The sequence below is a fragment of the Agrilactobacillus composti DSM 18527 = JCM 14202 genome (assembly GCF_001436375.1).
In the GTDB taxonomy this organism is placed as follows: domain Bacteria; phylum Bacillota; class Bacilli; order Lactobacillales; family Lactobacillaceae; genus Agrilactobacillus; species Agrilactobacillus composti.
The window spans coordinates 101006-121220 of record NZ_AZGA01000057.1 but is presented as its reverse complement, the minus strand read 5'-3'; the positions used below and the strand labels follow the sequence as shown (position 1 = coordinate 121220).

Sequence of the window (20215 nt, the reverse complement as noted above, 5' to 3'; positions counted from 1 at the left end):
TAATGGGCTTTTGGCAGCTCTAACTTGGCTCGGTTTAAAGTCGTCTGGGCCCCATACTGAAACTTTGCTTCTGGAAAAGCCGTGAACAACCGACGGCGCAAGATATTCATAAAGGTGGCGCCCTTTAGAGAATGATGGCTTTGAAATCTCTTCGCCTGCAGGGCATAGAGCTTGCCCCCGGGCTGGTGATTGGCCTGGGTATGACAAGTAGCACACACCGTGAGCAGATTGCTCACCTGGTTGGTGCCACCAGTAGACCGGTAGATGATGTGATGGATCTTGAGCTTTGGGTCTTTGGTTTTGCCGTGGCAGATCCGGCAGGTATAATTATCCCGGTCTAAGACATATTGCTTTGTGGTCTCGTAACCATATAAGTCGCCTTGCTGATAGCCTAAGCCGGTGATACCCGGCTGGACCATCTTAGCCATGTCGAACTTGCCCACTTCGATGTGCAGTTCTGCTTTAGGCAGTACCGCTTGCAGGCGCTGAATCCAATTGATGTTGTGCTGGATTTTGCTGGCAACCGATGGCGGTAGCCAGCCAACCGGCTTGGCCCGATTCAGGAAACGGGGCGGACGGTATCTGGTGTTACGATCGCGGCGACCACGTCGATAACTTCGCCGAGTATCCAGTAATTTTTTCACGTCTTGCCGCAGACTGACTTCACCTTGGAATAAAACTTTATCCTGAGAAGTAACGGCCAAACCGATATGATGCTGTCCAGAATCTACACCAATTGAGACAGGTTGTTTATAACCGGTTGAGCCAAACAGCAGTTGAATGGTAAAAGGTTCTTTCCTGATAACTTTAGCTTTGCCAGATTGTAATAATTTACGACATTTACGTTGTGTGCAGGGCATCAGTGGCTCACCCTGGCGATTGATGACAAAGACACGATTTTGCATGATGCCCTCCTTCGATGAAATTTGAGCGCCAGGTAAAACAGACCTGACCACGGCGTCAAGTTCATCAGACTTGAGTTCGTGAGGTTACCCTTCGACAATGTTATCAAGGCTTAACCGCTGACGAGCAGCAGTTTTCTCACGGGTTGACGGTCCCATTGACCTTAGGACTGTTTACAGTGCCCGCACAGAACTGGGAACTAGGGTATCATTCCCAGGTGTGATCACCAAGATAACGTAGTGTTCAAAAAACACTGAGTCTAGACAACCAGACTTGAAGTAAATACTTCAAGTCCCTTACTTTAGTGAGGGGTCATGGTTGACTGCGGGGACTTTTTAGCAGTCCAGCGTGTCAACCAGTACAGCACAGAAACATAGATAGGACTTAAAACCATCGTTAGGAACAGTAACAAACCAATAAACCATAAAACAATTATTTGAACCGACCAATGTTTTACAAAGGGAACGAAGCCAGCAACGAAGGTCATGATCATGCCGATAATAACATAAGCTCGTTTGGCAATTGAAGTTGCCAAAAAGTCAGGGACCTGTTTTGCATCGTGTCTGGGAAAAATCAGATAGCGCATGCCTCGTTTCAAAGCTTGCCAGTATGTCATAATATTCCCTCGTTTCATATCAAGGATGATGCCGGCGTGCCCACCAATACCAGAAACTGACATGGATTGGAATGACTACCAGAACCAGCATAGCCACATTAATAAGGGTCCAAAATAGAAAAGTCTTTAGAGGCCAATGATTTGATAATTGCATCGAAATTTCAACTGCAATTGCAAGGGCAACTATTATCCGTTGAGTTGTTCTAGCGCCGGGGCTGTCCAAAAAACTCGGCCGATCTCCGCCCAACGATACATACCTAATACCACGTCGCAAAGCTTGCCGGAAAGTCATGATATTTTCCTCGTTTACATCGGACTTTCTCATTTTTATCCCTTCCTTTCGGGATAAATTAAAATAGCCAGAATCATAGTTAGGGAAATGACTAAAAATAAATCAAGCGGAGTATCAAAATAGTGATATAAAACCATACCAATCTGTGAATTGCAACGATATCCTTATACGTTAATTATATTACCTAAAGGGATTTAAAGCTAATAATAAACACATATGCCAATTAGAATTAAATGATAATTTGAACTTTGAAATCCTTGCTTTTACCGCCACAAATAACAAAATAAAGCCAGTCTTAATCGTTACTAAAATGAAGAATAAAATGAAATTTTAAATTGTAAAAATTAGAAAATGATGATATATTAACTTTACAAATGAACCCGGTTTATTTGACGAGAATTAAACGACTTATATGTAGACAGATAATTTAATTGAACAGCAATTTGGGAGGCGGAAAGTGATGCGACATTTCTTAAAAATTTCTGGATTAGGGCTGACCATTGGCACGGTGTTGGGTATTTTAAATACAACGACACCTTCCTTTAATGGGAGTCATCCCCTGAGTTTGAGCTTAGTTCCTGGGTTTAGCCGGCCTTTAGCAGCCTGGGGCGTCTCTTTTTTGATTTGGTGTCTCCTGGGTCTCATGATCGTTTGGCCCTACGTGATTTTCAAAATTAAGGGGTTGTCACTGGGTCTGCGGACGGGCTTACACTTTAGCCTGGTGGGCGGCAGTTGGTATCTACTTGGGGCCGTGGCGGGCTGGTATGGTCTTAGCCTAGGGTCAGGGCTCAACTTTTTAGTGCAATTTGGGCTTTTGTATTTCACTTGTTGGCAAGCTGGCAGGGTAGTGGTTCGCCGCCGCAAGGGCCAAGCCTGTGCCACCAATGGTAGTCAAGCGTAAAGCAAGTAACAACGTCAAAAATTCGCTGGTCAGTCTTCGCACCAGCGAATTTTTTTGTGGCCAGTTAGTTTTGGGGAAACGCTGACAATTCAGCCTGGGGGTTGAGTGCCTAGCGACAGGTCTATGGTAGACTGAAGCTATATTAATAGATGGGACAAACAATATGGATGATTGGTATCAATTAGATAATACCGGTAAAGTTTTTCCAGCCACAGCCAGCAAACAAAATAGTAATGTTTTTCGAGTGGCGGTGCTCATGAAAGCCCCCATTGATCCCCAATGGTTACAACAGGCGATCACCATTGTGCGCCCAAAATTTCCCGTTTTCTTTGTCCGCTTGCGCAAGGGGTTATTTTGGAATTATATTGAGTCCAATCCCCATGACTTTCAAAGCCGCCCAGAGACGTTGTATCCCACCACCGAGATTGCTTCCGAATACGATGGGCCATTTTTAATGCGGATTCTTTACAGTGGGTCGCGCCTGTCCCTTGAATGTGAGCATGCCATCACCGATGGCATGGGGGCCTTGAGTTTTTTAAAAGCCTTGATTTACTATTATTTGCAACAGGGCAAGACGACTTTGGCGACCCCGGCCAATGAGCTTGTCAACATTTCCGGCAGTGGCATTGACGGCATTGAGGATAGTTATTTGAAATATGCGAAAATGACCCCCAAGTTTAAACCGGCGGCTCCAGTGGAAACCAGCAATGCTTATAAATTGAAGGGGCGGCCCTTGAACCCCGTGGGCCACAATGTGATCACTGGGGTGCTGTCGGCAGCGGCAGTGAACCGCCTGGCTCACGCCAAGGGCACCACTGTCACGGGTTTACTGACGGCCTTATTGATGCAGGCCATCACCCAAGACCTGGATGCCACCCAGTTGCACCGGCCTATTGTCATCGTCTTGCCGGTGAATTTACGGGCCTATTTTCCATCCACGACCCTGCGGAATTTCTTTGGTTCCATCACCTTAACTTGGCAGCCCCAACTAAATCCGGATTTAGCCACAATCATCACCAGTCTCAGCCAACAATTGCAGAACCAGTTGAATGCGGCGAATTTGCGGCAAATGATTGCCAGTAATGTGAGCTTAGCCCGGAATAAATTCGTGCGCTTTGTACCGTTGGTGCCCAAAACCCTGATTGTCCGGACGGGCTTTCGCATGGGGGGCAATAAGAGCACTACCTTGACGTTTTCCAATTTAGGGGTGGTGAAGTTACCGGCGGATATGGCTGCGGCTGTGGCAAATTTCGAATTTGTGGCCTATCCCAGCCAAACTAACCCAGTGGTTTGTAACCTGGTGACCTTTCAAGACCAGTTGACCCTGTCCTTTAACCGCAGGATCTTGGAACCAACTCTGATTCGCAATTTCTTTGCGGAACTGAAGCGGTTGGTTCACACAGATATTCTGATTTACTCCAATGATTGGGGGCTTAAATAATGCGCTGTTTGAAATGCCAAATGCAGTTGTTGCCAGATGCCAAAATTTGCCCCCTGTGTTTAACACCTACCATCGCCCAAGCCACAAGTCAAACCAGCCCGCAAACGTACCCCAGCTACCCGGAACATCCCTTTAAAGCCCGGTCCATAATGCGCTGGTTATTTTTGAGTTTATTGACCGGCAGTCTGATTTGTACCGTGGTGAATATCCTGACTTATGACCCGGCCAAGGGCTGGTGGGTCCTGTGGGTCTTATGGGGCGCCGGCTTTGTGTTCACCGCCAGTTTGATGATCAAGCGCTTTCGGGTCAACCCAGTGAAATTGTTGTTTTATTTATTTTTGCTGACCCTGACGTTGTTGGCGGGGCTGGATTGGCAGGGTGGCGGCCAGGGCTGGTCCATACTCATCGTGAGCCCGATTTTACAAGTGGTCCTGGTCGTGGTGTCCATCATTTTGGTACTCGGCCAGCACTCGGATAACTATACGTTAATGAGCTACCAAATCTGTTACACCATTATCAGCGGTATTTTAGTAGCCATTGCCTTGATCCGCCGTCAAGCGCCTTTATGGCTCACCTTAATTAGCTTTATCATTTTAGCCATCGCCTTAGTGGCTAATCTGTTGTTCGAAAAGCACAGTCTCAAACAAAATGGGCAAAAAATGTTTCATACGTAAGAAAAAAGGCCGCTGGTCGAAAATCGAATTTGGATTTTCAGTCAGCGGCCTATTTTTATTAGTTTTTAAAGGAATGAATCGGTGCAGGAATGCGACCGCCCCGGGCGATGAAGTCCGCGGCACTGCTGGGGTTCACCGCCATGATTGGGGCGTGGCCGAAGAGGCCGCCAAAGTTGATGTCTTCACCGACTTTTTGACTAGTGGCGGGGATGACCCGCACGGCGGTGGCCTTGTTGTTTTGCACGCCAATGGCGGATTCATCGGCGATTATGCCGCTGATGGTGCTGGCCGGCGTGTCCCCAGGGACCGCCACCATGTCCAGCACAGGGTTTATTGAGTTATCAGCTAACGCCCTTTTTATGCTAGGGGTCATACTTTACTGAAACGAGTCATTACCGAAGCAGGTACTAAGGTAGTGAGGGTACGATATAGCTTATAAAATAATCTAGGCGTATAAACCATGCAATCCATTTTTGCGATGGTCAAGGAACGTCGCGTAATTTTTGGTAAATCTAAGAAGGGCAGATAATCGACAATGCTTTTCTTGTCGGCGGGATCGCCAGGCGCAGTGGCACTGAACAAAGCGGTATGCATATTACCAGGGGCCAAGGCGAGGACATGGATGCCACGTGCCCGCAGTTCGGCATGCAAGCCCTTGGTATAGAACAACAAGAATGCCTTGGTAGCCCCGTACACCACCATATTCGGTGATGGGGTGAAACCTGCCACGGAGGCCACATTGATAATGCTACTGTGTCGTTGCATGTAAGGCAATACCGCATTAACCATCATAACTGGCGCAATGGCATTTAGCGCAATCATTTGTTGTTGTTGTTCAATTGGTACTGATGCCACGGGGCCATTGTGCAGGACGCCGGCATTATTGATCAGTAATTGGACTTGAGGTTTTTCCTTGTCTAAAAGGCCTTGTAACTTGTGAAATGATTCAGCGTCAGTTAAATCATAGGGCAGCGCCCGGAAACGTTGCGTGGGCATTTCTTCAGCCAGTTGGACTAAACGGTCTTTGCGGCGAGCTATGATCCAAATTTCGTCAAGTGTCGGCATTTTTTTAGCTACAGTGTGCACATATTGATGGCCTAGGCCAGATGACGCCCCGGTAATAATTGCAATTTTCATATAGAAGTACCCCTTTCAAAATTTGCAATGATTAATTCATAAAGGAACGGCTAATCTAGTTAAATTGAAAACATATGTCAAATTATGGACATGTGTCATAATCTATAGCTATCATAAACGCAATAAGGTGTTTAAAACAAGAGACGGACCAATCAGATTGTTAAAATATCGACATGTTTTTTAAATTGTAACCATCTCAACCAACCTAAAAATGAATGCTAAAGATAACTGACCTATAACAGAACGCCACAAAAAGCTTTCTGTTATAGGCCAGTCGTTTAAACTATAATTGGTTTTATGATGAACCAAATGAAATATTAGTTTTTAAAGGAATGAATCGGTGCAGGAATGCGACCGCCCCGGGCGATGAAGTCCGCGGCACTGCTGGGGTTCACCGCCATGATTGGGGCGTGGCCGAAGAGGCCGCCGAAGTTGATGTCTTCACCGACTTTTTGACCGGTGGCGGGGATGACCCGCACGGCAGTGGTCTTGTTGTTTTGCACGCCAATGGCGGCTTCATCGGCGATCATACCGCTGATGGTGCTGGCTGGCGTGTCCCCAGGGACGGCCACCATGTCTAACCCTACGGAACAAACGGCGGTCATGGCTTCTAGTTTTTCTAAGCCTAAGCGGCCAGCTTCCACGGCTTTGATCATCCCCGCGTCTTCTGACACTGGGATAAAGGCGCCGGACAACCCACCCACATGCTCGCAGGCCATGACGCCACCTTTTTTAACTGCATCGTTTAAGAGCATTAAAGCAGCCGTGGTGCCATAAGCACCAACACTCTCTAAGCCCATTTCTTCCAAGATTTCGGCCACGGAGTCCCCCCGAGCCGGGGTTGGGGCCAAGGAGAGGTCTACGATGCCAAAAGGCACGCCCAGGCGCTCAGACGCCACGTTACCCACGAACTGGCCCATGCGGGTAACTTTAAAGGCGGTTTTCTTGATGGTCTCAGAAACCACGTCAAAGGGCTGACCCTTGACCTGTTCTAGGGCGTGCTTCACCACGCCGGGGCCGCTGACCCCCATGTTGATGACCCGATCGGCTTCACCCACCCCGTGAAAGGCGCCGGCCATGAAGGGGTTATCCTCCACGGCATTGGCGAAGACCACCAGATTCATACACTTCACCGGATCAATGGCCGCCACTTGTTTGATGATTTGGCCCATTTGCTGCACCGCATCCATATTGATGCCGGCTTTGGTGCTCCCCACATTAATGGAGCTGCACACCCGACTGGTGGCTTTTAAGGCTTCGGGAATAGAAGCAATCAATTTGGTATCGCCACTTTGAAACCCTTTTTGCACCAGAGCCGAAAAGCCCCCGATGATATCAATACCCAATTCTGTGGCGGCTTTATCTAAAGTCTGGGCAAAACTGACGTAGTTATCGGTGTTGCTGGCGGCCGCCACGATGGAAATTGGGGTGACGGAAATACGTTTGTTTACGATGGGGATACCATATTCCATCTGGATTTCGTTGGCAACCTTCACCAAATCCTTGGCACTGCGCATGAGTTTGTCATAAATGCGCTGGTTGGCCCGTTTAGGATCACTGTCGATACAATCCAGCAGGGAAATACCCATGGTGATCGTCCGAATGTCCAAATTCTCATCAGAGATCATTTGGATGGTTTCTAAAATCTGTCTGCTTTCCATGAATACCTCCTAGAGTTTTTGAATGGCGTCAAAAATTTCTTGACGTTGGGTGCGGATATCCACGCCAATTTGGCCGCCCAAAGCGGTTAACTGATTTTGAATCCCTTCAATATCCGCTTTATCGCTGGCGGTTTCACCCATTAGGATCATGGTAAAGTTATGTTGCATCAAAGTTTGGGAGATATCGATAATATTAATATTGAGTTCTGCTAATTTCGCGCTAACCTGGGCCACAATACCGACTTTGTCCTGGCCAATGACCGTGATAATAATTTTCATGGGTAATCTCCTCATAGTAAATTCATTGATTTCTAATACTTTATGAAAACATTATATCGGTTTATGGGGGTAAAAAAAAGAGAAACTCAGGTAAAAGTTGAAATTACCGTCATTTCTCGAAAAAGAGTTAAATTGTATCTGTCGATTCCATTTTTTTAATATCCGCACCGCTGGCATCGAAATTTTGCGGTTGTGGAGCTTTGTTGCGGCGGGGAACTAGTTTCAAGGCACAAAAGGCCCCCACTAAAGCTAAGACCCCACAAACGGCGTAGGCGGTGTTGATACCTTGCAATTGGGCCAAGGCAGCTTGGTGGCTGGAAGCTTTAGAAACTAAGCTCATCACCGTGATCAAGCAGGCGGTCCCCATGGAACCGGCGATTTGGCGAATGGTGGTATACATGGCCGACCCGTGGGAAATCAAATTCCGGGGCAGGGCATTTAAGGCTTCGGTTTGCAGGGGCATGGTGGTCAGGCCAATGGCCAAGTTGCGCACGGCCTGACAAATGATGATGTACAACAAACCCGTGGCCAGCTGTAATTGGGCAAACATAAAGGTACTAATGGCTAGGATCAACAGGCCAATGAAGCTCAAGTATTTAGCCCCATAGCGGTCGTACAAGGTCCCGGAAATTGGCGACATAATGGCGGTGATCAATGCCCCAGGCAGTAACACCAGCCCAGAAATTTGGGCGGATTGGCCCTGGACGTTTTGAATAAATAAGGGGAGTAACAAAGTCCCACCATATAAAGCCATCATGACGAAGACGTTGGTGATGACCGCCAGGGTGAAGTTACGGTATTGGAAGACTTTGAAGTTTAACAAGGGTGTTGGCCGGTGCATTTGGCGCCGGACGAAATAAGTGAGGACGGCTAGGCCTAAGAAAATCAGGCCAATCACCGACCAGGACAGCCAGTTGCCTTCCCCGGCATTGCTTAAGCCGGCTAATAAAGCCCCCATCCCCACCATGGATAAACCGATGCTGATGGTATCGAATTTCAATTTGACAGTTTCCCCATAGTTCTTCAATAGGAAGCTTGCCAAAATCACGTCTAAAATCGCTAAGGGTGCCACCATGTAAAATAAGTAGCGCCAGGTGAAGTTGGTCACAATATACCCGGACAAGGTGGGCCCAATGGCCGGGGCAAAGTTCATGGCTAAACCAATGAAACCCATGGCCCGCCCCCGTTTGTTAATGGGGAAGATGCGCATGGTGATCACGTTCATTAAGGGAATTAAAATCCCGGTCCCGGCGGCTTGGAACATGCGTCCTAAAATTAGAATCCAAAAGTCCGGGGCAAACCCGGCCACCACGGTCCCGATGGTAAACATGGACATGGCGGTCAAGTATAGGTGTTTAGTCTTAAAGCGGTCCATTAAAAAAGCGGTCAAAGGAATCATGACCCCATTAATCAACATATAACCATTGGACAACCACTGCCCTTGGCTGGCGGAAATGGAAAATTCCCGCATAATACTAGGCAAGGCAGTGTTCATCAGGGTTTGGTTTAAGAATCCTAAAAAGTTACCGATGCCGACAATTAGTAAAATATTTAACTCACGTCGACTGACGTTCATTGACATTCCTCCTCGAATTTTTCGATAATGCGTTGCTGGGTTTTGAAATATGACGCAAGTTCAGAAGATGGTACCTGTAGCACTGGTGCCAATTGGGCGTAGAATTCAGTGTGAATCGCTGCATCCAAAGCTTGGCCTTTTTTGGTCAATTGGATAGCTAGCTTGCGTTGGTCTTGGTCTTGTTTGGCCTTAGCCACCAAGCCCCCAGTGATTAAGCGTTCAACGATGCCGGATACCGAGCTTTTGGATAGATGCAATTGCTCTGCTAGTTGATTCAAATCCGTGTTGGGATGGTGCCGCAGGATTTCTAGGGTCAACACTTGGGTATAGGTCACGTTGTGGCGCTTGGCTACTTCACTGGATAGGCGTTGGGTAATTTTTCGAAAGCGCCGATTCTGGGATAACAGTTGCTGAATCATGGCTACTTGATTTGCCTCCATACTGCCGCTCCTTTGCTTTGTTCGTATACGAACAGTCAATATATAATGTTACACGTTATTTAATTTATGTCAAATATTCCCCGCAAAATAATGGTTTCATGAAAATAAATTATAAATTTACTGGAAAAATGCGGCGATTTCCCATAAAATTAACGCAATGACTGTTTATTAATTTGGTACAGGAGACCATATGGCAAAAAAATATTTAATCACACGTTCGCAAAAAAGCTTGCCCACCAGACTGTTGACCCGTCTGCTCCAGCAGCAAACCGACTTTATTAATCTCACGGAGTTAGCGCCCCTACATTTACAGCGTAAGCAGATCCAACTGATCAAAAGTGCCGATATTTTGGCCTTGACCAGCGGCTTTGCCCTCCAGTGTATTCAGCCCTTTTTTCAAAATTCGGCTAAAAAGCCCCAATTGGCGGTGATCAGTACCCGCCTGCAACTGTTGGCCCAAAAGGCGGGGTTTGACAGTGTGCTCACCAGCCGCAGCGAACAGCAGGATTCCCTGGCCACCATGCTACGGGCCCGGATGTATGCTCGTAAGCGAATCCTCTGGCTGCGGGGGGACTTGTCTGATCGCTATAATCCCCTCAATTTAAATGCCAAGAATTGGCAGGCCCTGGTGGTTTATAAAAATAGTGTCACCTATTTGCAGGCTTTGCGGCTGGCTCATTTATTGCAAGTCCAGGACTATGACAAAATTTTAGTCACCAGTAATTCGGCTTTTGAGCGGATCATTGACATCGACCCAAAATTGTCGGCAGATTTCGTCAGTATGAGCTATAAAAGTGCCCACCTGATTCAAAGTAAGGGCTTTAATGCCATTGCCCCCAAACAAGGCCAGCAACGCCTAGAGGCGGCGGTTAAGCTGTTGTTGACGGACAGCTGAAATTTGACATTTTATTTCTTACAGGGTACTATGCTTAAAGTTAAATATTTTGATGTTTGAAGTAATTTTTTAGGAGGTTGCTCGTGACTAGTCTCTCTTTAAAAGCAATTGAAGCGTTGATCCCAGAACGGGGCAGTGAGCTAATGGTGGATGAAATCCTGGAGATTAACGATAATTCTATCACCGCCCATCAAACCGTTGCGGTAGATGCCCCTTATTTTCAGGGCCATTTCCCTGGGGAACCCGTGGTACCGGGGGTATTATTGGTAGAGGGGCTACAGCAATCTGCCAGAATTTTTATCAAATCTCAAAATAAGGCCGCCGTCATTGAACTGGCGGGCTTAAAGCGGGTCAAGTTTCGAAAGACCGTCACCCCCGGCAGTGAATTGACCTATGAGGTGGCACTGACTGAAAAAGACGGCCAGGATTATGAATTCAAAGGCACTGTCTTATTAGACGGGCAAAAAGCCTGCCTTGCCAAGCTAGCCTTTGTGGTACATTAGCTATGGAAGGTGGAAAACCGCGTGACTGGTGATGTTAAACAAAGAATTAACACCAAACTCGTTCAGGCTTACCGGGATATTACCAATATTGAAGAAAAAGAATTAAAAAAGGGTCCCTTTAGTGATTTATCCATTAAAGAAATCCATGCGATCAATGCCATTTCAATGTATGAACATAAAACCAGCTCCCAAGTGTCCAAGGAGCTGTCCATTAACCCCGGGACATTGACCGCCACCGTGAATAATTTAGCCCGTAAAGGCTATGTGTTGCGGCTACGGGGCGAACACGATCGCCGGGTGATCCGCCTGGGATTGACCAGAAAAGGTCGCTCCGTTTATCGGCTCCATGCTTCGTTTCATCGGAAGATGGTGGATACTTTCTTACAGGGGTTTAGTGATCATGAGATCAGCCTGATTGAAAAGGCCATTGATCATCTGCTAAACTTCTTAGAGGGTCGGCCGAATACCGTATCAACCCGGATATAAAGAAAGGGATGGCTTTAATTTTGCTCAAAATTACAAAAACTGCACATTATACACCTAGCAAAGTGATTTCAAATGATGATTTGGCCCAAATTATGGATACCAATGACGAATGGATCAGCTCTAGGACGGGGATCAAACGCCGCCACGTGGTCACTGACGAAGATACCACGGATTTGGTGGTCAATGTGGCTGAAGACTTGTTAAAACAAAGTCAGGTGGATCCAGAAGACATCAACTTCATCGTGGTGGCCACGGCCAGTGCTTCCGAAGCCGTACCCACCGCTGCCGCTTGTGTGCAAAAGGCCATCGGTGCTAAGAACGCCTTTGTCTTTGATTTAAATGCCGCCTGCTCCGGCTTTATTTATGGCTTGAGTGTGGTCCGGGGCTTATTTGCAAACCCTAACTACAACAAGGGGATTTTGATCGGCGCCGAAGTTTTGTCCAAGTACACGGACTGGGAAGACCGGACCACCGCCGTCTTATTTGGCGACGGGGCTGGGGGCGTTTTGTTAGAAAAGAACGCTGAACCTGGGGAAATGTTCTTAGGCGAAGACTTGTTGAGTATGGGGGACTTGGGGGATAAAATCACCATGGCCGGTACCCAAAACAACTCCCCATTTAGTGCGGGTGCCACCAAGGATAATCCTGGTAAGTACGTCACCATGGATGGTCGGGCAGTTTATACCTTTGCCACGAGAAATGTGCCTAAGTCCATCAACCGGGCCTTAGAACAAGCTAACTTGACGGCTGATGATGTGGACTTGTTCGTCTTACACCAAGCCAACGCCCGTATCGTGGAAGTCATCGCCAAAAAACTGCACCAACCTATTGAGAAGTTCCCAATGAATATCAGTGAGTATGGGAATACCTCAGCCGCCAGCGTGCCCATTTTATTGGACGAATTAAACGCCGCTGGTAAAATCAAACCTGGGAGTGTCATCGCCTTAGCCGGTTTTGGCGGGGGCTTGACCTTGGGTTCTGAGATTATCAGATTTTAAGCACAGCTTAGCAAGCGCACCACTTTTAAATTAGGTTACAGAGTTATCAAAAAATAAATTAAAACTATAAAAAATAAAGGATGGTATTTAACCATGGCAGACAACGCAGAAACTTTCAAAAAAATTCAAGACATCATCGCTGATCAATTAGACAAAGAACCTGAAGAAGTTAAATTGGAATCTAATTTCAAAAACGACTTTGACGCTGATAGCTTAGATATCTTTGAAATCATCAACGAAATCGAAGACGAATTTGATGTGAAAATCGAAGCTGAAGATGGCATTGATACCGTTAAAGATTTAGTTGATTACGTGGAAAAGCAAGCCTAAGTTAAGGAGTCGAACAAATGAAAGCAACGGCCTTTTTTGAGGATCTAGGAATCCGCTACCCCATTATTCAAGGTGGGATGGCTTGGGTAGCTGACGGCCAATTGGCTGCAGCAGTTTCAAACGGTGGTGGCTTAGGCATCATCGGTGCCGGCAATGCCCCAGGGGCGGTAGTGGCCGAACAAATCAAAGTTGCTCGCAGCTTAACGGACAAACCGTTTGGGGTCAACGTGATGCTTTTATCGCCTTTTGTGGATGAAGTCATCAAAGTTGTTCTAGATGCCCACGTCCCCGTGGTCACCACGGGAGCTGGGGATCCGGGCAAGTACATAGACGCCTTTAAAGCGGCTGGCAGTAAAGTGGTGCCGGTGGTGGCTTCAGCTGCCATGGCCCGCATGATGGCCCGTACTGGCGTTGACGGCGTGGTAGCTGAAGGCATGGAGTCCGGCGGCCATATTGGCCAATTGACCACCATGGCCTTGGTACCCCAAGTGGTAGATGCCGTGGATATTCCCGTCTTTGCGGCCGGGGGTATTGGCGATGGCCGCGGGATTGCCGCCGCTTTCATGTTAGGGGCTAGTGGGGTGCAAATGGGTACCCGCTTTTTAGCCGCTGAAGAGACCAATATTCACGCCAACTACAAAAATGCGGTGCTCAAGGCCAAAGATATCGACACCCAAGTCACCGGTCAATATGCCGGGGCCCCGGTGCGGGTCTTGAAGACCAAGATGAGCAAGAAGTTCTTGAAAATGGAAAAAGCTGAAGCCCAACAACCGAACCCAGATTTCTCTAAATTAGATGAATTGGGTAACGGTAGTCTGCGCCGGGCTGTGCAAGAAGGGGACAAGGAAACAGGTTCCTTTATGGCCGGTGAAATTGCGGGCTTGGTGAAAAAGATCCAACCTGCTGCTGAAATTATTCAAGACTTAGTGCAAGAAACCGACGCCTTATTACAAAACGCTGGGAGATTTATTTAATGAAATTAGCGTATTTATTTTCAGGCCAAGGGGCTCAATATTTGAATATGGGCCAAGACCTTTATGATAATTACAAAACTTATCGCGATATCATTGACCAGGCCAGTGCAGCTTGTGGCTTTGACATCCAAGCCAAAGTCCATGACGAAGCCGCCTTAGCTAACACCGCCATGTTACAACCCATGGTGGTGGCCATGAGTTTAGGGGTCCATGCCCTAGTGGCGGACCAATTGCCAAAACCCGTGGCCCATCTAGGCTTGAGTCTAGGGGAATACAGCGCCTTGATTGGGGCAGACGCCCTGGATCTAAAGACGGGGATTCAACTGGTCACCAAACGGGGCCAATTGATGCAGACCGCTGCTGAGAAGTCTAAAGGCAAAATGGTGGCCGTGATGACCAAAGACCACGCCAAAGTGGCTGAAATCTGCGGGAATATCAAGGCCGGTTATGTGAATATTTGTAACTACAACACCAGCAAACAAGTGGTGATCGGCGGGGATGCAACGGCCGTTGATTTAGCCAAGGTACAATTAGATGACGCTGGTTTTAAAACCATTCCCTTAAAAGTTGCTGGGGCCTTTCACACCCCGTTGATGTCCTATGCGGCGGTTAATTTAAGCGCCGACTTACGGGCAGCTGCTTTCAAAGATCCCAAAGTGCTTACTTTGAGCAATACCTTGGTGGTGCCTTTTGATCATGTGAACACCGCTGAAACGTTGATCGACCAAATTACTGAGCCCACCCATTTTGCTCAATGTTTGCAAAAACTAGCGGATATGGGCGTGGACACCTTGGTTGAGGTGGGCCCGGGCCACACTTTAAGTGGCTTTGCCCGCAAGACGTTAAAAGGTGTGAAGACCTATCATGTTGAAGACCAAGACACATTGACTGCCACGGTATCAGCTTTGCAAGGAGCGATGAACGCATGAATTTAACAGATAAAGTTGTTTTTGTCACCGGTTCTTCCCGGGGCATTGGTAAAGCCATTGCCCTGGCCTTTGCGGCCAAAGGCGCCCAAGTGGTGTTAAATAGCCGCCATGACATTGCCCCTGAAACTTTGGCCGAATTTGCCGACTTCAACCATGAAGTGGGCACTGCCATTGGGGATATCAGTGATCCCAAAGACGGCCAAACTTTGGTGAAGGCCATCAAAGCCCAATATGGGTCCTTGGATGTGCTGGTGAATAATGCCGGCATCACCGACGACCAGTTATTGTTGCGCATGGGGGCAGATGATTTTATGAAAGTCATCCAGACCAACCTGTTGGGCACCTTTAACGTGTTGCAACCGGCTTTGAAATTAATGTATAAACAAAAATCTGGCAGTATTATCAATATTTCCTCCGTAGTGGCTTTGACCGGCAATATCGGCCAAGCCAATTACAGTGCTGCTAAAGCGGGTATCTTGGGTTTAACCAAGACCACGGCTTTAGAAGGGGCATTGCGGGGGATTCGCTGTAATGCCATTGCCCCAGGGATGGTCAATACGGCGATGACCACAGAGCTCAGCGACAAAGTCCAGGCTGAACTATTGGCTCGGATCCCGTTGAAACGGGCCGCTGAACCTGAAGAAATTGCCCACACGGCCATTTTCTTAGCCGAAAACGACTATATTACCGGCCAAACCATTAGTGTGAATGGCGGCATGTACATGTAGCTTGCAGGCGGCCGCTGATCTTCGGAACATGGATTTATAAACTAGGAGGAATTACTTTGCGTAGAGTTGTTGTGACCGGTATTGGTGCCGTGACGCCTATTGGTAATGACGTCAAGAGTTTCATCGACGGCCTTTATACCAATAAGCTGGCTGCGGGGCCAATTACCCACTTTGATGCTTCTGATTTAAATGTCACCTTGACCGGGGATGTCAGAGATTTTGACCCGGTGGTTCGGCTGAACAAAAAAGATACGAAGCGGATGGATCTATTTTCCCAATACGCTGTTTATTCAGCCCTAGAAGCCATGGCCGACGCTAACTTTGAAGAAGGCGTGGTTGCCCCTGAACGTTTAGGCGTGATGTATGGCTCGGGGATTGGTGGTTTGACCACCATGACTGAACAAGTGGTGAAGATGTATACCAAGGGTGCGGATCGAATTTCACCGATGTTTATCCCGGAAACCATCGCCAACATGGCGGCGGGCAATATTGCCATGCGCTTTAAAGCCAAGAACACCTGTCAATGTATCGTGACGGCTTGTTCCTCATCCACGGATGCCTTGGGACAAGCTTTTCACCACATTCAAAGTGGGCGGGCGGACATGATGATCTCCGGCGGTGCGGAAGCGGTGAATAACGTGATGGGCGTGGGCGGCTTTACGGCCCTAACGGCCATCACCCGCGCCACGGATCCAGCCCAAGCATCGATTCCGTTTGACACCAAGCGCTCAGGCTTCTTATTATCCGAAGGCTCTGGCACTTTGGTGTTGGAAGATTTAGAACATGCCCTAGCCCGGGGTGCCAAGATTTATGGCGAAATCGTGGGTTACGGCAGTACCTGTGACGCCTATCATATGACCTCCCCAGATCCAACCGGCGCCGGTGCGGCCAATGCCATGCAAATCGCTATCGATGACGCGGATATCACCCCAGATCAAGTGGGTTATATCAATGCCCACGGCACCAGCACCAAGGCCAATGACGTCATGGAAGCCATCGCCATCAACACGGTCTTTGGCAAGGATCCTGATGTTTTAGTCAGCTCCACTAAGAGCATGACCGGCCACTTGTTAGGGGCGGCGGGGGCCATTGAAGCCATCGCTACGTTGACAGCGTTGCAAAAAGATAAAATGCCAATCAACGTTGGGGTCACAGAACAAGATCCTGACTGTCAGGTCAACTTGGTCACTGAAGCCAATCAAAACGCCACTGTGGATTATGCCATCAGCAATTCCTTCGGTTTTGGCGGTCATGATGCCGTATTAGCAATGAAGAAATGGCGAGGTGTATAAGCAATGGATCAAGAGACATTATTTAAGTTATTACAGACCTTCGATGAATCCACGGTTCGGGAAATGGACCTGGATTTTGACGGGGCTCATGTTTATTTAAGCAAGAATGAAACCAGTGCCCCGGTGGCCCCTAGTATCCCAGGACCAGTCGCGGCTAATGCGGCCCCAGCAACAGCCCCGGCTAAAGCCGGCGGTGCGGGCAAGCCAGCTGCTAAAGTTCCAGACAAACGCAGTGTGATCAAGGCCCAATTGGTGGGGGTGGTTTATCTACAACCAGCCCCAGATAAAAATAATTACGTCCATGTGGGGGACCACATCCAAAAGGGGCAAATCGTCTGTGTCATTGAAGCTATGAAAATGCTGACGGAAGTTAAAAGTGAGTTTAACGGCACCGTTGTCAGCATTGACGTGCACAATGAAGATATGGTGGACTTCGATCAACCATTGATGACGATTCAACCGGATTAAGGAGGGGGTAAAATGACCCAAGTAAATGTGGACATTCAACAAATCTTACCCCACCGTTATCCCATGTTGCTCATTGACCGGGTGGTGGCTTTAGAGGCTGGCAAGAGTTGTTCAGCCATTAAAAATATCACCAACAATGAAGCGGTGGTCCAAGGCTATGCCAAGGGCCCGGCCCGCTATCCGCAAATGCTCATGGTGGAATCCCTGGCCCAAACTGGGGCTGTGGCTTTATTGTCCCTGCCAGAGTTTGCGGGACATATCGCCTTTTTCGGCGGGATCGAAAAAGCCGCCTTTAGTGGCTGGGCGACCCCTGGGGATACCCTGGAAATTGCGGTAGAATTAACGAAATTGCGGCAAAATGCCGGTGTTGGGGAAGGCACTGTGTCTGTTGATGGCCAAGTCATCTGCAGTGCCACAATTACCTTCATGGTGTCCTAAAGGAGAGAAAAAACTATGTACCAGAAAGTCTTAGTCGCCAATCGTGGCGAAATCGCCGTGCGCATTATTCGAGTGCTTAAGGAATTAGGCATTCGCTCGGTTGCGATTTATTCAAGGGCTGATGTTAACAGCCTCCATGTGAAATTAGCAGATGAAGCCGTTTGTGTGGGTGGTCCCATGCCAGTGGCCTCTTATTTGAATGAGCGCAATATTTTGTCGGCGGCGATCTTAACTGGTGCACAAGCCATTCATCCTGGTTTTGGCTTTTTGTCTGAAAGTAGTGAGTTTGCGCAAATGTGTGCCGAGTGTCAAATTGACTTCATTGGCCCCAAACCTGAGACCATTGATCTCATGGGGGATAAAGCCAAAGCCCGGCATACCATGCACGCCCATAATATTCCCGTGATCCCCGGCAGTGTAGGTACCATTAGCAGTTTAGCCGAAGCTAAGAAAATTGCCGCGGACGTGGGTTATCCCGTGTTACTAAAAGCCGCCGCTGGTGGTGGTGGTAAAGGTATTCGCCGGGTGGATAGCGCCGATCAACTGGCGGCAGCCTTTGAAGAAGCTCGCCGGGAAGCTAAGGGTGCTTTTAATGACAGTGACATGTATTTGGAAAAAATCATCAGTCCGGCCAAGCACGTGGAGGTCCAAATTTTTCGGGACCAAAACGGCCACGGGGTTTATTTTCCAGAGCGGGATTGTTCCCTGCAACGGAATCACCAAAAGGTCTTGGAAGAAACCCCTTGTCCGGTTTTGAATGCCACTGAACGCCAACAGCTGGGGGAAACGGCTTTGGCTGCGGCCAGCGTCATCGACTACGTGAATACCGGCACGGTGGAGTTTCTCATGGATAGCGACCATCATTTTTATTTCATGGAAATGAATACCCGCATCCAAGTGGAACATCCTATCACCGAAATGGTCACTGGCACCGACTTGGTCCGGGCCCAAATTTTAGTGGCAGCGGGGCTAGATTTACCCTTCGCCCAAAGTGATTTGACGTTAAATGGTTATGCTTTGGAATGTCGAATCAACGCCGAAGACCCGGACAAGAATTTCATGCCTTCTGCCGGTCACTTGGATTATCTCTATTTGCCAACCGGCGGCGTGGGGGTGCGCATTGACAGCGGCGTTTATTCTGGTGGGGATGTATCCCCTTATTATGATTCCATGATTGCCAAGTTCATCACCCACGGTCAGACTCGAGACATCGCCATTGCCCGGATGCGCCGGATTTTAGAGGAGCTGGATATCGAAGGGATTCAATCCAATCGAGCTTTTCAACGGGCCTTATTAGACGACCCCACATTTTTAGCCGGGGCCGGCAATAACAGCTACATTGAAGCCCATTTCTTGAAAAACTTCCTAGAACGCCACGGACATAAGGAGCGACAACATGAATCTCTTCAAAAGAAAGCCGTACGTTGAGACCCATCCCCATCGGCAGCCAGAAAGACATTTTAATCAAAAAGTCCCGGATAACATGTTTATTCAATGTCCCCACTGTAAAGAAGGGGCTTATTACAAGGCCTTCGGGGCTTTTCGGGTCTGTCCTAATTGCGGCTATGGCATGCGCTTAAAGGCTCAGGAACGCTTGGACATGCTGACAGCTGACTACACCCCATGGGATACGGAGCTGCAAACCAAAGACCCCCTAAACTTCCCGGGCTATGACCAAAAATTGGCCAAAGCCCAGGCGGCCACTGGCCTCAATGATTCTGTTTGGACCGGGGAAGCCCGGATCGCCGGGGCCAATGTGGCTTTGGGCATCATGGACCCATTTTTCATCATGGGCTCTTTAGGGACCATTACCGGGGAGAAAATCACTCGCTTATTTGAACGGGCCTTGAACAAGCAATTACCCGTGGTGATTTTTACCGCTTCTGGGGGCGCCCGGATGCAAGAGGGGATGCCGGCCTTGATGCAGATGGCCAAAATTTCCCAGGCAGTGGCCCGCCATAGTGCCGCTGGCTTGTTTTATTTGACAATTTTGACCGATCCCACCACCGGCGGCGTCACCGCCAGTTTTGCCATGCAAGGCGACATTATTGCCGCTGAACCCCATACGTTAGTAGGCTTTGCCGGCCGTCGGGTGATCGAGCAGACCATTCATAAGAAGTTACCCGAAGACTTCCAAAGCGGGGAAAACTTGCAAAAGCATGGTTTTGTGGACAGTATCGTGCCCCGGGAGAAATTGGGGGCCTTTATTGCCCAGGTGGTGCGCTTAAACCAACCGGAAGAAGAATAGGTGAGA

General features: G+C 48.2%; 23 protein-coding genes and 1 pseudogene. 16 read left to right on the top strand and 8 right to left on the bottom strand.

Annotated features, from left to right (window positions below; genetic code table 11):
* Together iscB and FC83_RS09435 are read right to left on the bottom strand one after the other, a co-directional pair.
* On the bottom strand, positions 1 to 905 hold a 905-nt coding region (gene iscB / locus FC83_RS09440; RefSeq protein WP_236700826.1), incomplete at its 3' end, for an RNA-guided endonuclease IscB.
* 299 nt (positions 906 to 1204) lie between these two features.
* Positions 1205 to 1519 (bottom strand): hypothetical protein, encoded by a 315-nt coding sequence (locus FC83_RS09435; protein ID WP_035450846.1) that lies wholly within the window; start codon positions 1517 to 1519, stop codon positions 1205 to 1207.
* A 752-nt stretch (positions 1520 to 2271) separates the two neighbouring features.
* Here FC83_RS09435 and FC83_RS09425 point away from each other — a divergent pair.
* The 3 genes from FC83_RS09425 (at position 2272) to FC83_RS09415 (ending at position 4827) form a co-directional block, all read left to right on the top strand.
* Positions 2272 to 2712: a DUF3021 domain-containing protein gene (locus FC83_RS09425; RefSeq protein ID WP_035450851.1), complete on the top strand. Its 441-nt coding sequence runs from the start codon at positions 2272 to 2274 to the stop codon at positions 2710 to 2712.
* A 163-nt stretch (positions 2713 to 2875) separates the two neighbouring features.
* A complete protein-coding gene (locus FC83_RS09420) occupies positions 2876 to 4153 on the top strand; it encodes a phthiocerol/phthiodiolone dimycocerosyl transferase family protein (RefSeq protein ID WP_035450854.1) in 1278 nt (425 codons plus the stop codon).
* Positions 4153 to 4827: a DUF6320 domain-containing protein gene (locus FC83_RS09415; RefSeq protein ID WP_035450856.1), complete on the top strand. Its 675-nt coding sequence runs from the start codon at positions 4153 to 4155 to the stop codon at positions 4825 to 4827. The genes FC83_RS09420 and FC83_RS09415 overlap by 1 nt, the downstream gene beginning before the upstream one ends.
* 58 nt (positions 4828 to 4885) lie before the next feature.
* Here FC83_RS09415 and FC83_RS09410 read toward each other — a convergent pair.
* The 6 genes and pseudogenes from FC83_RS09410 to FC83_RS09385 all read right to left on the bottom strand — a co-directional run.
* A pseudogene (locus FC83_RS09410) lies at positions 4886 to 5149 on the bottom strand (DUF711 family protein); the annotation flags it as partial.
* 47 nt (positions 5150 to 5196) lie between these two features.
* On the bottom strand, positions 5197 to 5964 hold the full coding sequence (locus FC83_RS09405; protein ID WP_035450861.1) for an SDR family NAD(P)-dependent oxidoreductase: 768 nt from the start codon (positions 5962 to 5964) through the stop codon (positions 5197 to 5199).
* A gap of 317 nt (positions 5965 to 6281) precedes the next feature.
* Positions 6282 to 7625, bottom strand: a complete 1344-nt coding sequence (locus tag FC83_RS09400; protein ID WP_035450864.1) for a PFL family protein — start codon at positions 7623 to 7625, stop codon at positions 6282 to 6284.
* Between the two features lie 9 nt (positions 7626 to 7634).
* Entirely contained in the window at positions 7635 to 7904 is a 270-nt protein-coding gene (locus tag FC83_RS09395; protein WP_035450867.1) for an ACT domain-containing protein, read from the bottom strand.
* A 127-nt stretch (positions 7905 to 8031) separates the two neighbouring features.
* Entirely contained in the window at positions 8032 to 9480 is a 1449-nt protein-coding gene (locus tag FC83_RS09390) for an MDR family MFS transporter (RefSeq protein ID WP_081762963.1), read from the bottom strand.
* The gene (locus FC83_RS09385) at positions 9477 to 9920 is read right to left on the bottom strand and encodes a MarR family winged helix-turn-helix transcriptional regulator (RefSeq protein ID WP_057002696.1); all 444 of its coding nucleotides are present in this window, start codon (positions 9918 to 9920) and stop codon (positions 9477 to 9479) included. Before FC83_RS09385 ends, FC83_RS09390 begins: the two co-directional genes overlap by 4 nt.
* Positions 9921 to 10110: 190 nt before the next feature.
* On the opposite strand from FC83_RS09385, the gene FC83_RS09380 reads away from it, so the two are divergent.
* The 13 genes from FC83_RS09380 (at position 10111) to FC83_RS09320 (ending at position 20209) form a co-directional block, all read left to right on the top strand.
* A complete protein-coding gene (locus tag FC83_RS09380; RefSeq protein ID WP_035450872.1) occupies positions 10111 to 10815 on the top strand; it encodes a uroporphyrinogen-III synthase in 705 nt (234 codons plus the stop codon).
* Between the two features lie 83 nt (positions 10816 to 10898).
* On the top strand, positions 10899 to 11318 hold the full coding sequence (locus FC83_RS09375) for a 3-hydroxyacyl-ACP dehydratase FabZ family protein (RefSeq protein ID WP_035450874.1): 420 nt from the start codon (positions 10899 to 10901) through the stop codon (positions 11316 to 11318).
* Positions 11319 to 11339: 21 nt separating this feature from the next.
* A complete protein-coding gene (locus tag FC83_RS09370) occupies positions 11340 to 11804 on the top strand; it encodes a MarR family winged helix-turn-helix transcriptional regulator (protein WP_035450877.1) in 465 nt (154 codons plus the stop codon).
* Between the two features lie 8 nt (positions 11805 to 11812).
* Positions 11813 to 12802 (top strand): beta-ketoacyl-ACP synthase III, encoded by a 990-nt coding sequence (locus FC83_RS09365; protein ID WP_035450880.1) that lies wholly within the window; start codon positions 11813 to 11815, stop codon positions 12800 to 12802.
* 93 nt (positions 12803 to 12895) lie between these two features.
* The gene (locus FC83_RS09360) at positions 12896 to 13132 is read left to right on the top strand and encodes an acyl carrier protein (protein ID WP_035450883.1); all 237 of its coding nucleotides are present in this window, start codon (positions 12896 to 12898) and stop codon (positions 13130 to 13132) included.
* A gap of 17 nt (positions 13133 to 13149) precedes the next feature.
* Positions 13150 to 14106, top strand: coding sequence for an enoyl-[acyl-carrier-protein] reductase FabK (gene fabK / locus FC83_RS09355; protein WP_057002695.1), 957 nt, complete (start codon positions 13150 to 13152; stop codon positions 14104 to 14106).
* Complete coding sequence (locus FC83_RS09350; protein WP_057002694.1) at positions 14106 to 15035, top strand: ACP S-malonyltransferase; 930 nt, start codon at positions 14106 to 14108, stop codon at positions 15033 to 15035. Before fabK ends, FC83_RS09350 begins: the two co-directional genes overlap by 1 nt.
* Positions 15032 to 15763, top strand: a complete 732-nt coding sequence (locus FC83_RS09345; RefSeq protein WP_057002693.1) for a 3-oxoacyl-ACP reductase family protein — start codon at positions 15032 to 15034, stop codon at positions 15761 to 15763. The genes FC83_RS09350 and FC83_RS09345 overlap by 4 nt, the downstream gene beginning before the upstream one ends.
* Before the next feature lie 56 nt (positions 15764 to 15819).
* Positions 15820 to 17055 (top strand): beta-ketoacyl-ACP synthase II, encoded by a 1236-nt coding sequence (fabF, locus tag FC83_RS09340; protein ID WP_057002692.1) that lies wholly within the window; start codon positions 15820 to 15822, stop codon positions 17053 to 17055.
* A 3-nt stretch (positions 17056 to 17058) separates the two neighbouring features.
* Positions 17059 to 17523 (top strand): acetyl-CoA carboxylase biotin carboxyl carrier protein, encoded by a 465-nt coding sequence (locus tag FC83_RS09335; RefSeq protein WP_035450885.1) that lies wholly within the window; start codon positions 17059 to 17061, stop codon positions 17521 to 17523.
* A gap of 12 nt (positions 17524 to 17535) precedes the next feature.
* Positions 17536 to 17961, top strand: a complete 426-nt coding sequence (fabZ, locus tag FC83_RS09330) for a 3-hydroxyacyl-ACP dehydratase FabZ (protein WP_057002691.1) — start codon at positions 17536 to 17538, stop codon at positions 17959 to 17961.
* A 15-nt stretch (positions 17962 to 17976) separates the two neighbouring features.
* A complete protein-coding gene (locus tag FC83_RS09325) occupies positions 17977 to 19389 on the top strand; it encodes an acetyl-CoA carboxylase biotin carboxylase subunit (RefSeq protein WP_035450888.1) in 1413 nt (470 codons plus the stop codon).
* Positions 19358 to 20209, top strand: coding sequence for an acetyl-CoA carboxylase carboxyltransferase subunit beta (locus tag FC83_RS09320; protein ID WP_057002690.1), 852 nt, complete (start codon positions 19358 to 19360; stop codon positions 20207 to 20209). Before FC83_RS09325 ends, FC83_RS09320 begins: the two co-directional genes overlap by 32 nt.
* The last annotated feature ends 6 nt before the right edge of the window (positions 20210 to 20215 follow it).

Excerpts from the sequence above, each read along its gene's own strand:
- FC83_RS09365 (WP_035450880.1), top strand. The coding sequence starts at position 11,813 with ATGGCTTTAATTTTGCTCAAAATTACAAAAACTGCACATTATACACCT.
- FC83_RS09385 (WP_057002696.1), bottom strand. The coding sequence starts at position 9,920 with ATGGAGGCAAATCAAGTAGCCATGATTCAGCAACTGTTATCCCAGAAT.
- FC83_RS09345 (WP_057002693.1), top strand. The coding sequence starts at position 15,032 with ATGAATTTAACAGATAAAGTTGTTTTTGTCACCGGTTCTTCCCGGGGC.
- FC83_RS09405 (WP_035450861.1), bottom strand. The coding sequence starts at position 5,964 with ATGAAAATTGCAATTATTACCGGGGCGTCATCTGGCCTAGGCCATCAA.
- FC83_RS09420 (WP_035450854.1), top strand. The coding sequence starts at position 2,876 with ATGGATGATTGGTATCAATTAGATAATACCGGTAAAGTTTTTCCAGCC.
- FC83_RS09415 (WP_035450856.1), top strand. The coding sequence starts at position 4,153 with ATGCGCTGTTTGAAATGCCAAATGCAGTTGTTGCCAGATGCCAAAATT.
- FC83_RS09320 (WP_057002690.1), top strand. The coding sequence starts at position 19,358 with ATGAATCTCTTCAAAAGAAAGCCGTACGTTGAGACCCATCCCCATCGG.
- FC83_RS09350 (WP_057002694.1), top strand. The coding sequence starts at position 14,106 with ATGAAATTAGCGTATTTATTTTCAGGCCAAGGGGCTCAATATTTGAAT.
- FC83_RS09335 (WP_035450885.1), top strand. The coding sequence starts at position 17,059 with ATGGATCAAGAGACATTATTTAAGTTATTACAGACCTTCGATGAATCC.
- FC83_RS09325 (WP_035450888.1), top strand. The coding sequence starts at position 17,977 with ATGTACCAGAAAGTCTTAGTCGCCAATCGTGGCGAAATCGCCGTGCGC.
- FC83_RS09360 (WP_035450883.1), top strand. The coding sequence starts at position 12,896 with ATGGCAGACAACGCAGAAACTTTCAAAAAAATTCAAGACATCATCGCT.
- FC83_RS09400 (WP_035450864.1), bottom strand. The coding sequence starts at position 7,625 with ATGGAAAGCAGACAGATTTTAGAAACCATCCAAATGATCTCTGATGAG.
- FC83_RS09425 (WP_035450851.1), top strand. The coding sequence starts at position 2,272 with ATGCGACATTTCTTAAAAATTTCTGGATTAGGGCTGACCATTGGCACG.
- FC83_RS09390 (WP_081762963.1), bottom strand. The coding sequence starts at position 9,480 with ATGAACGTCAGTCGACGTGAGTTAAATATTTTACTAATTGTCGGCATC.
- FC83_RS09380 (WP_035450872.1), top strand. The coding sequence starts at position 10,111 with ATGGCAAAAAAATATTTAATCACACGTTCGCAAAAAAGCTTGCCCACC.
- FC83_RS09395 (WP_035450867.1), bottom strand. The coding sequence starts at position 7,904 with ATGAAAATTATTATCACGGTCATTGGCCAGGACAAAGTCGGTATTGTG.
- fabZ (WP_057002691.1), top strand. The coding sequence starts at position 17,536 with ATGACCCAAGTAAATGTGGACATTCAACAAATCTTACCCCACCGTTAT.
- fabK (WP_057002695.1), top strand. The coding sequence starts at position 13,150 with ATGAAAGCAACGGCCTTTTTTGAGGATCTAGGAATCCGCTACCCCATT.
- FC83_RS09435 (WP_035450846.1), bottom strand. The coding sequence starts at position 1,519 with ATGACATACTGGCAAGCTTTGAAACGAGGCATGCGCTATCTGATTTTT.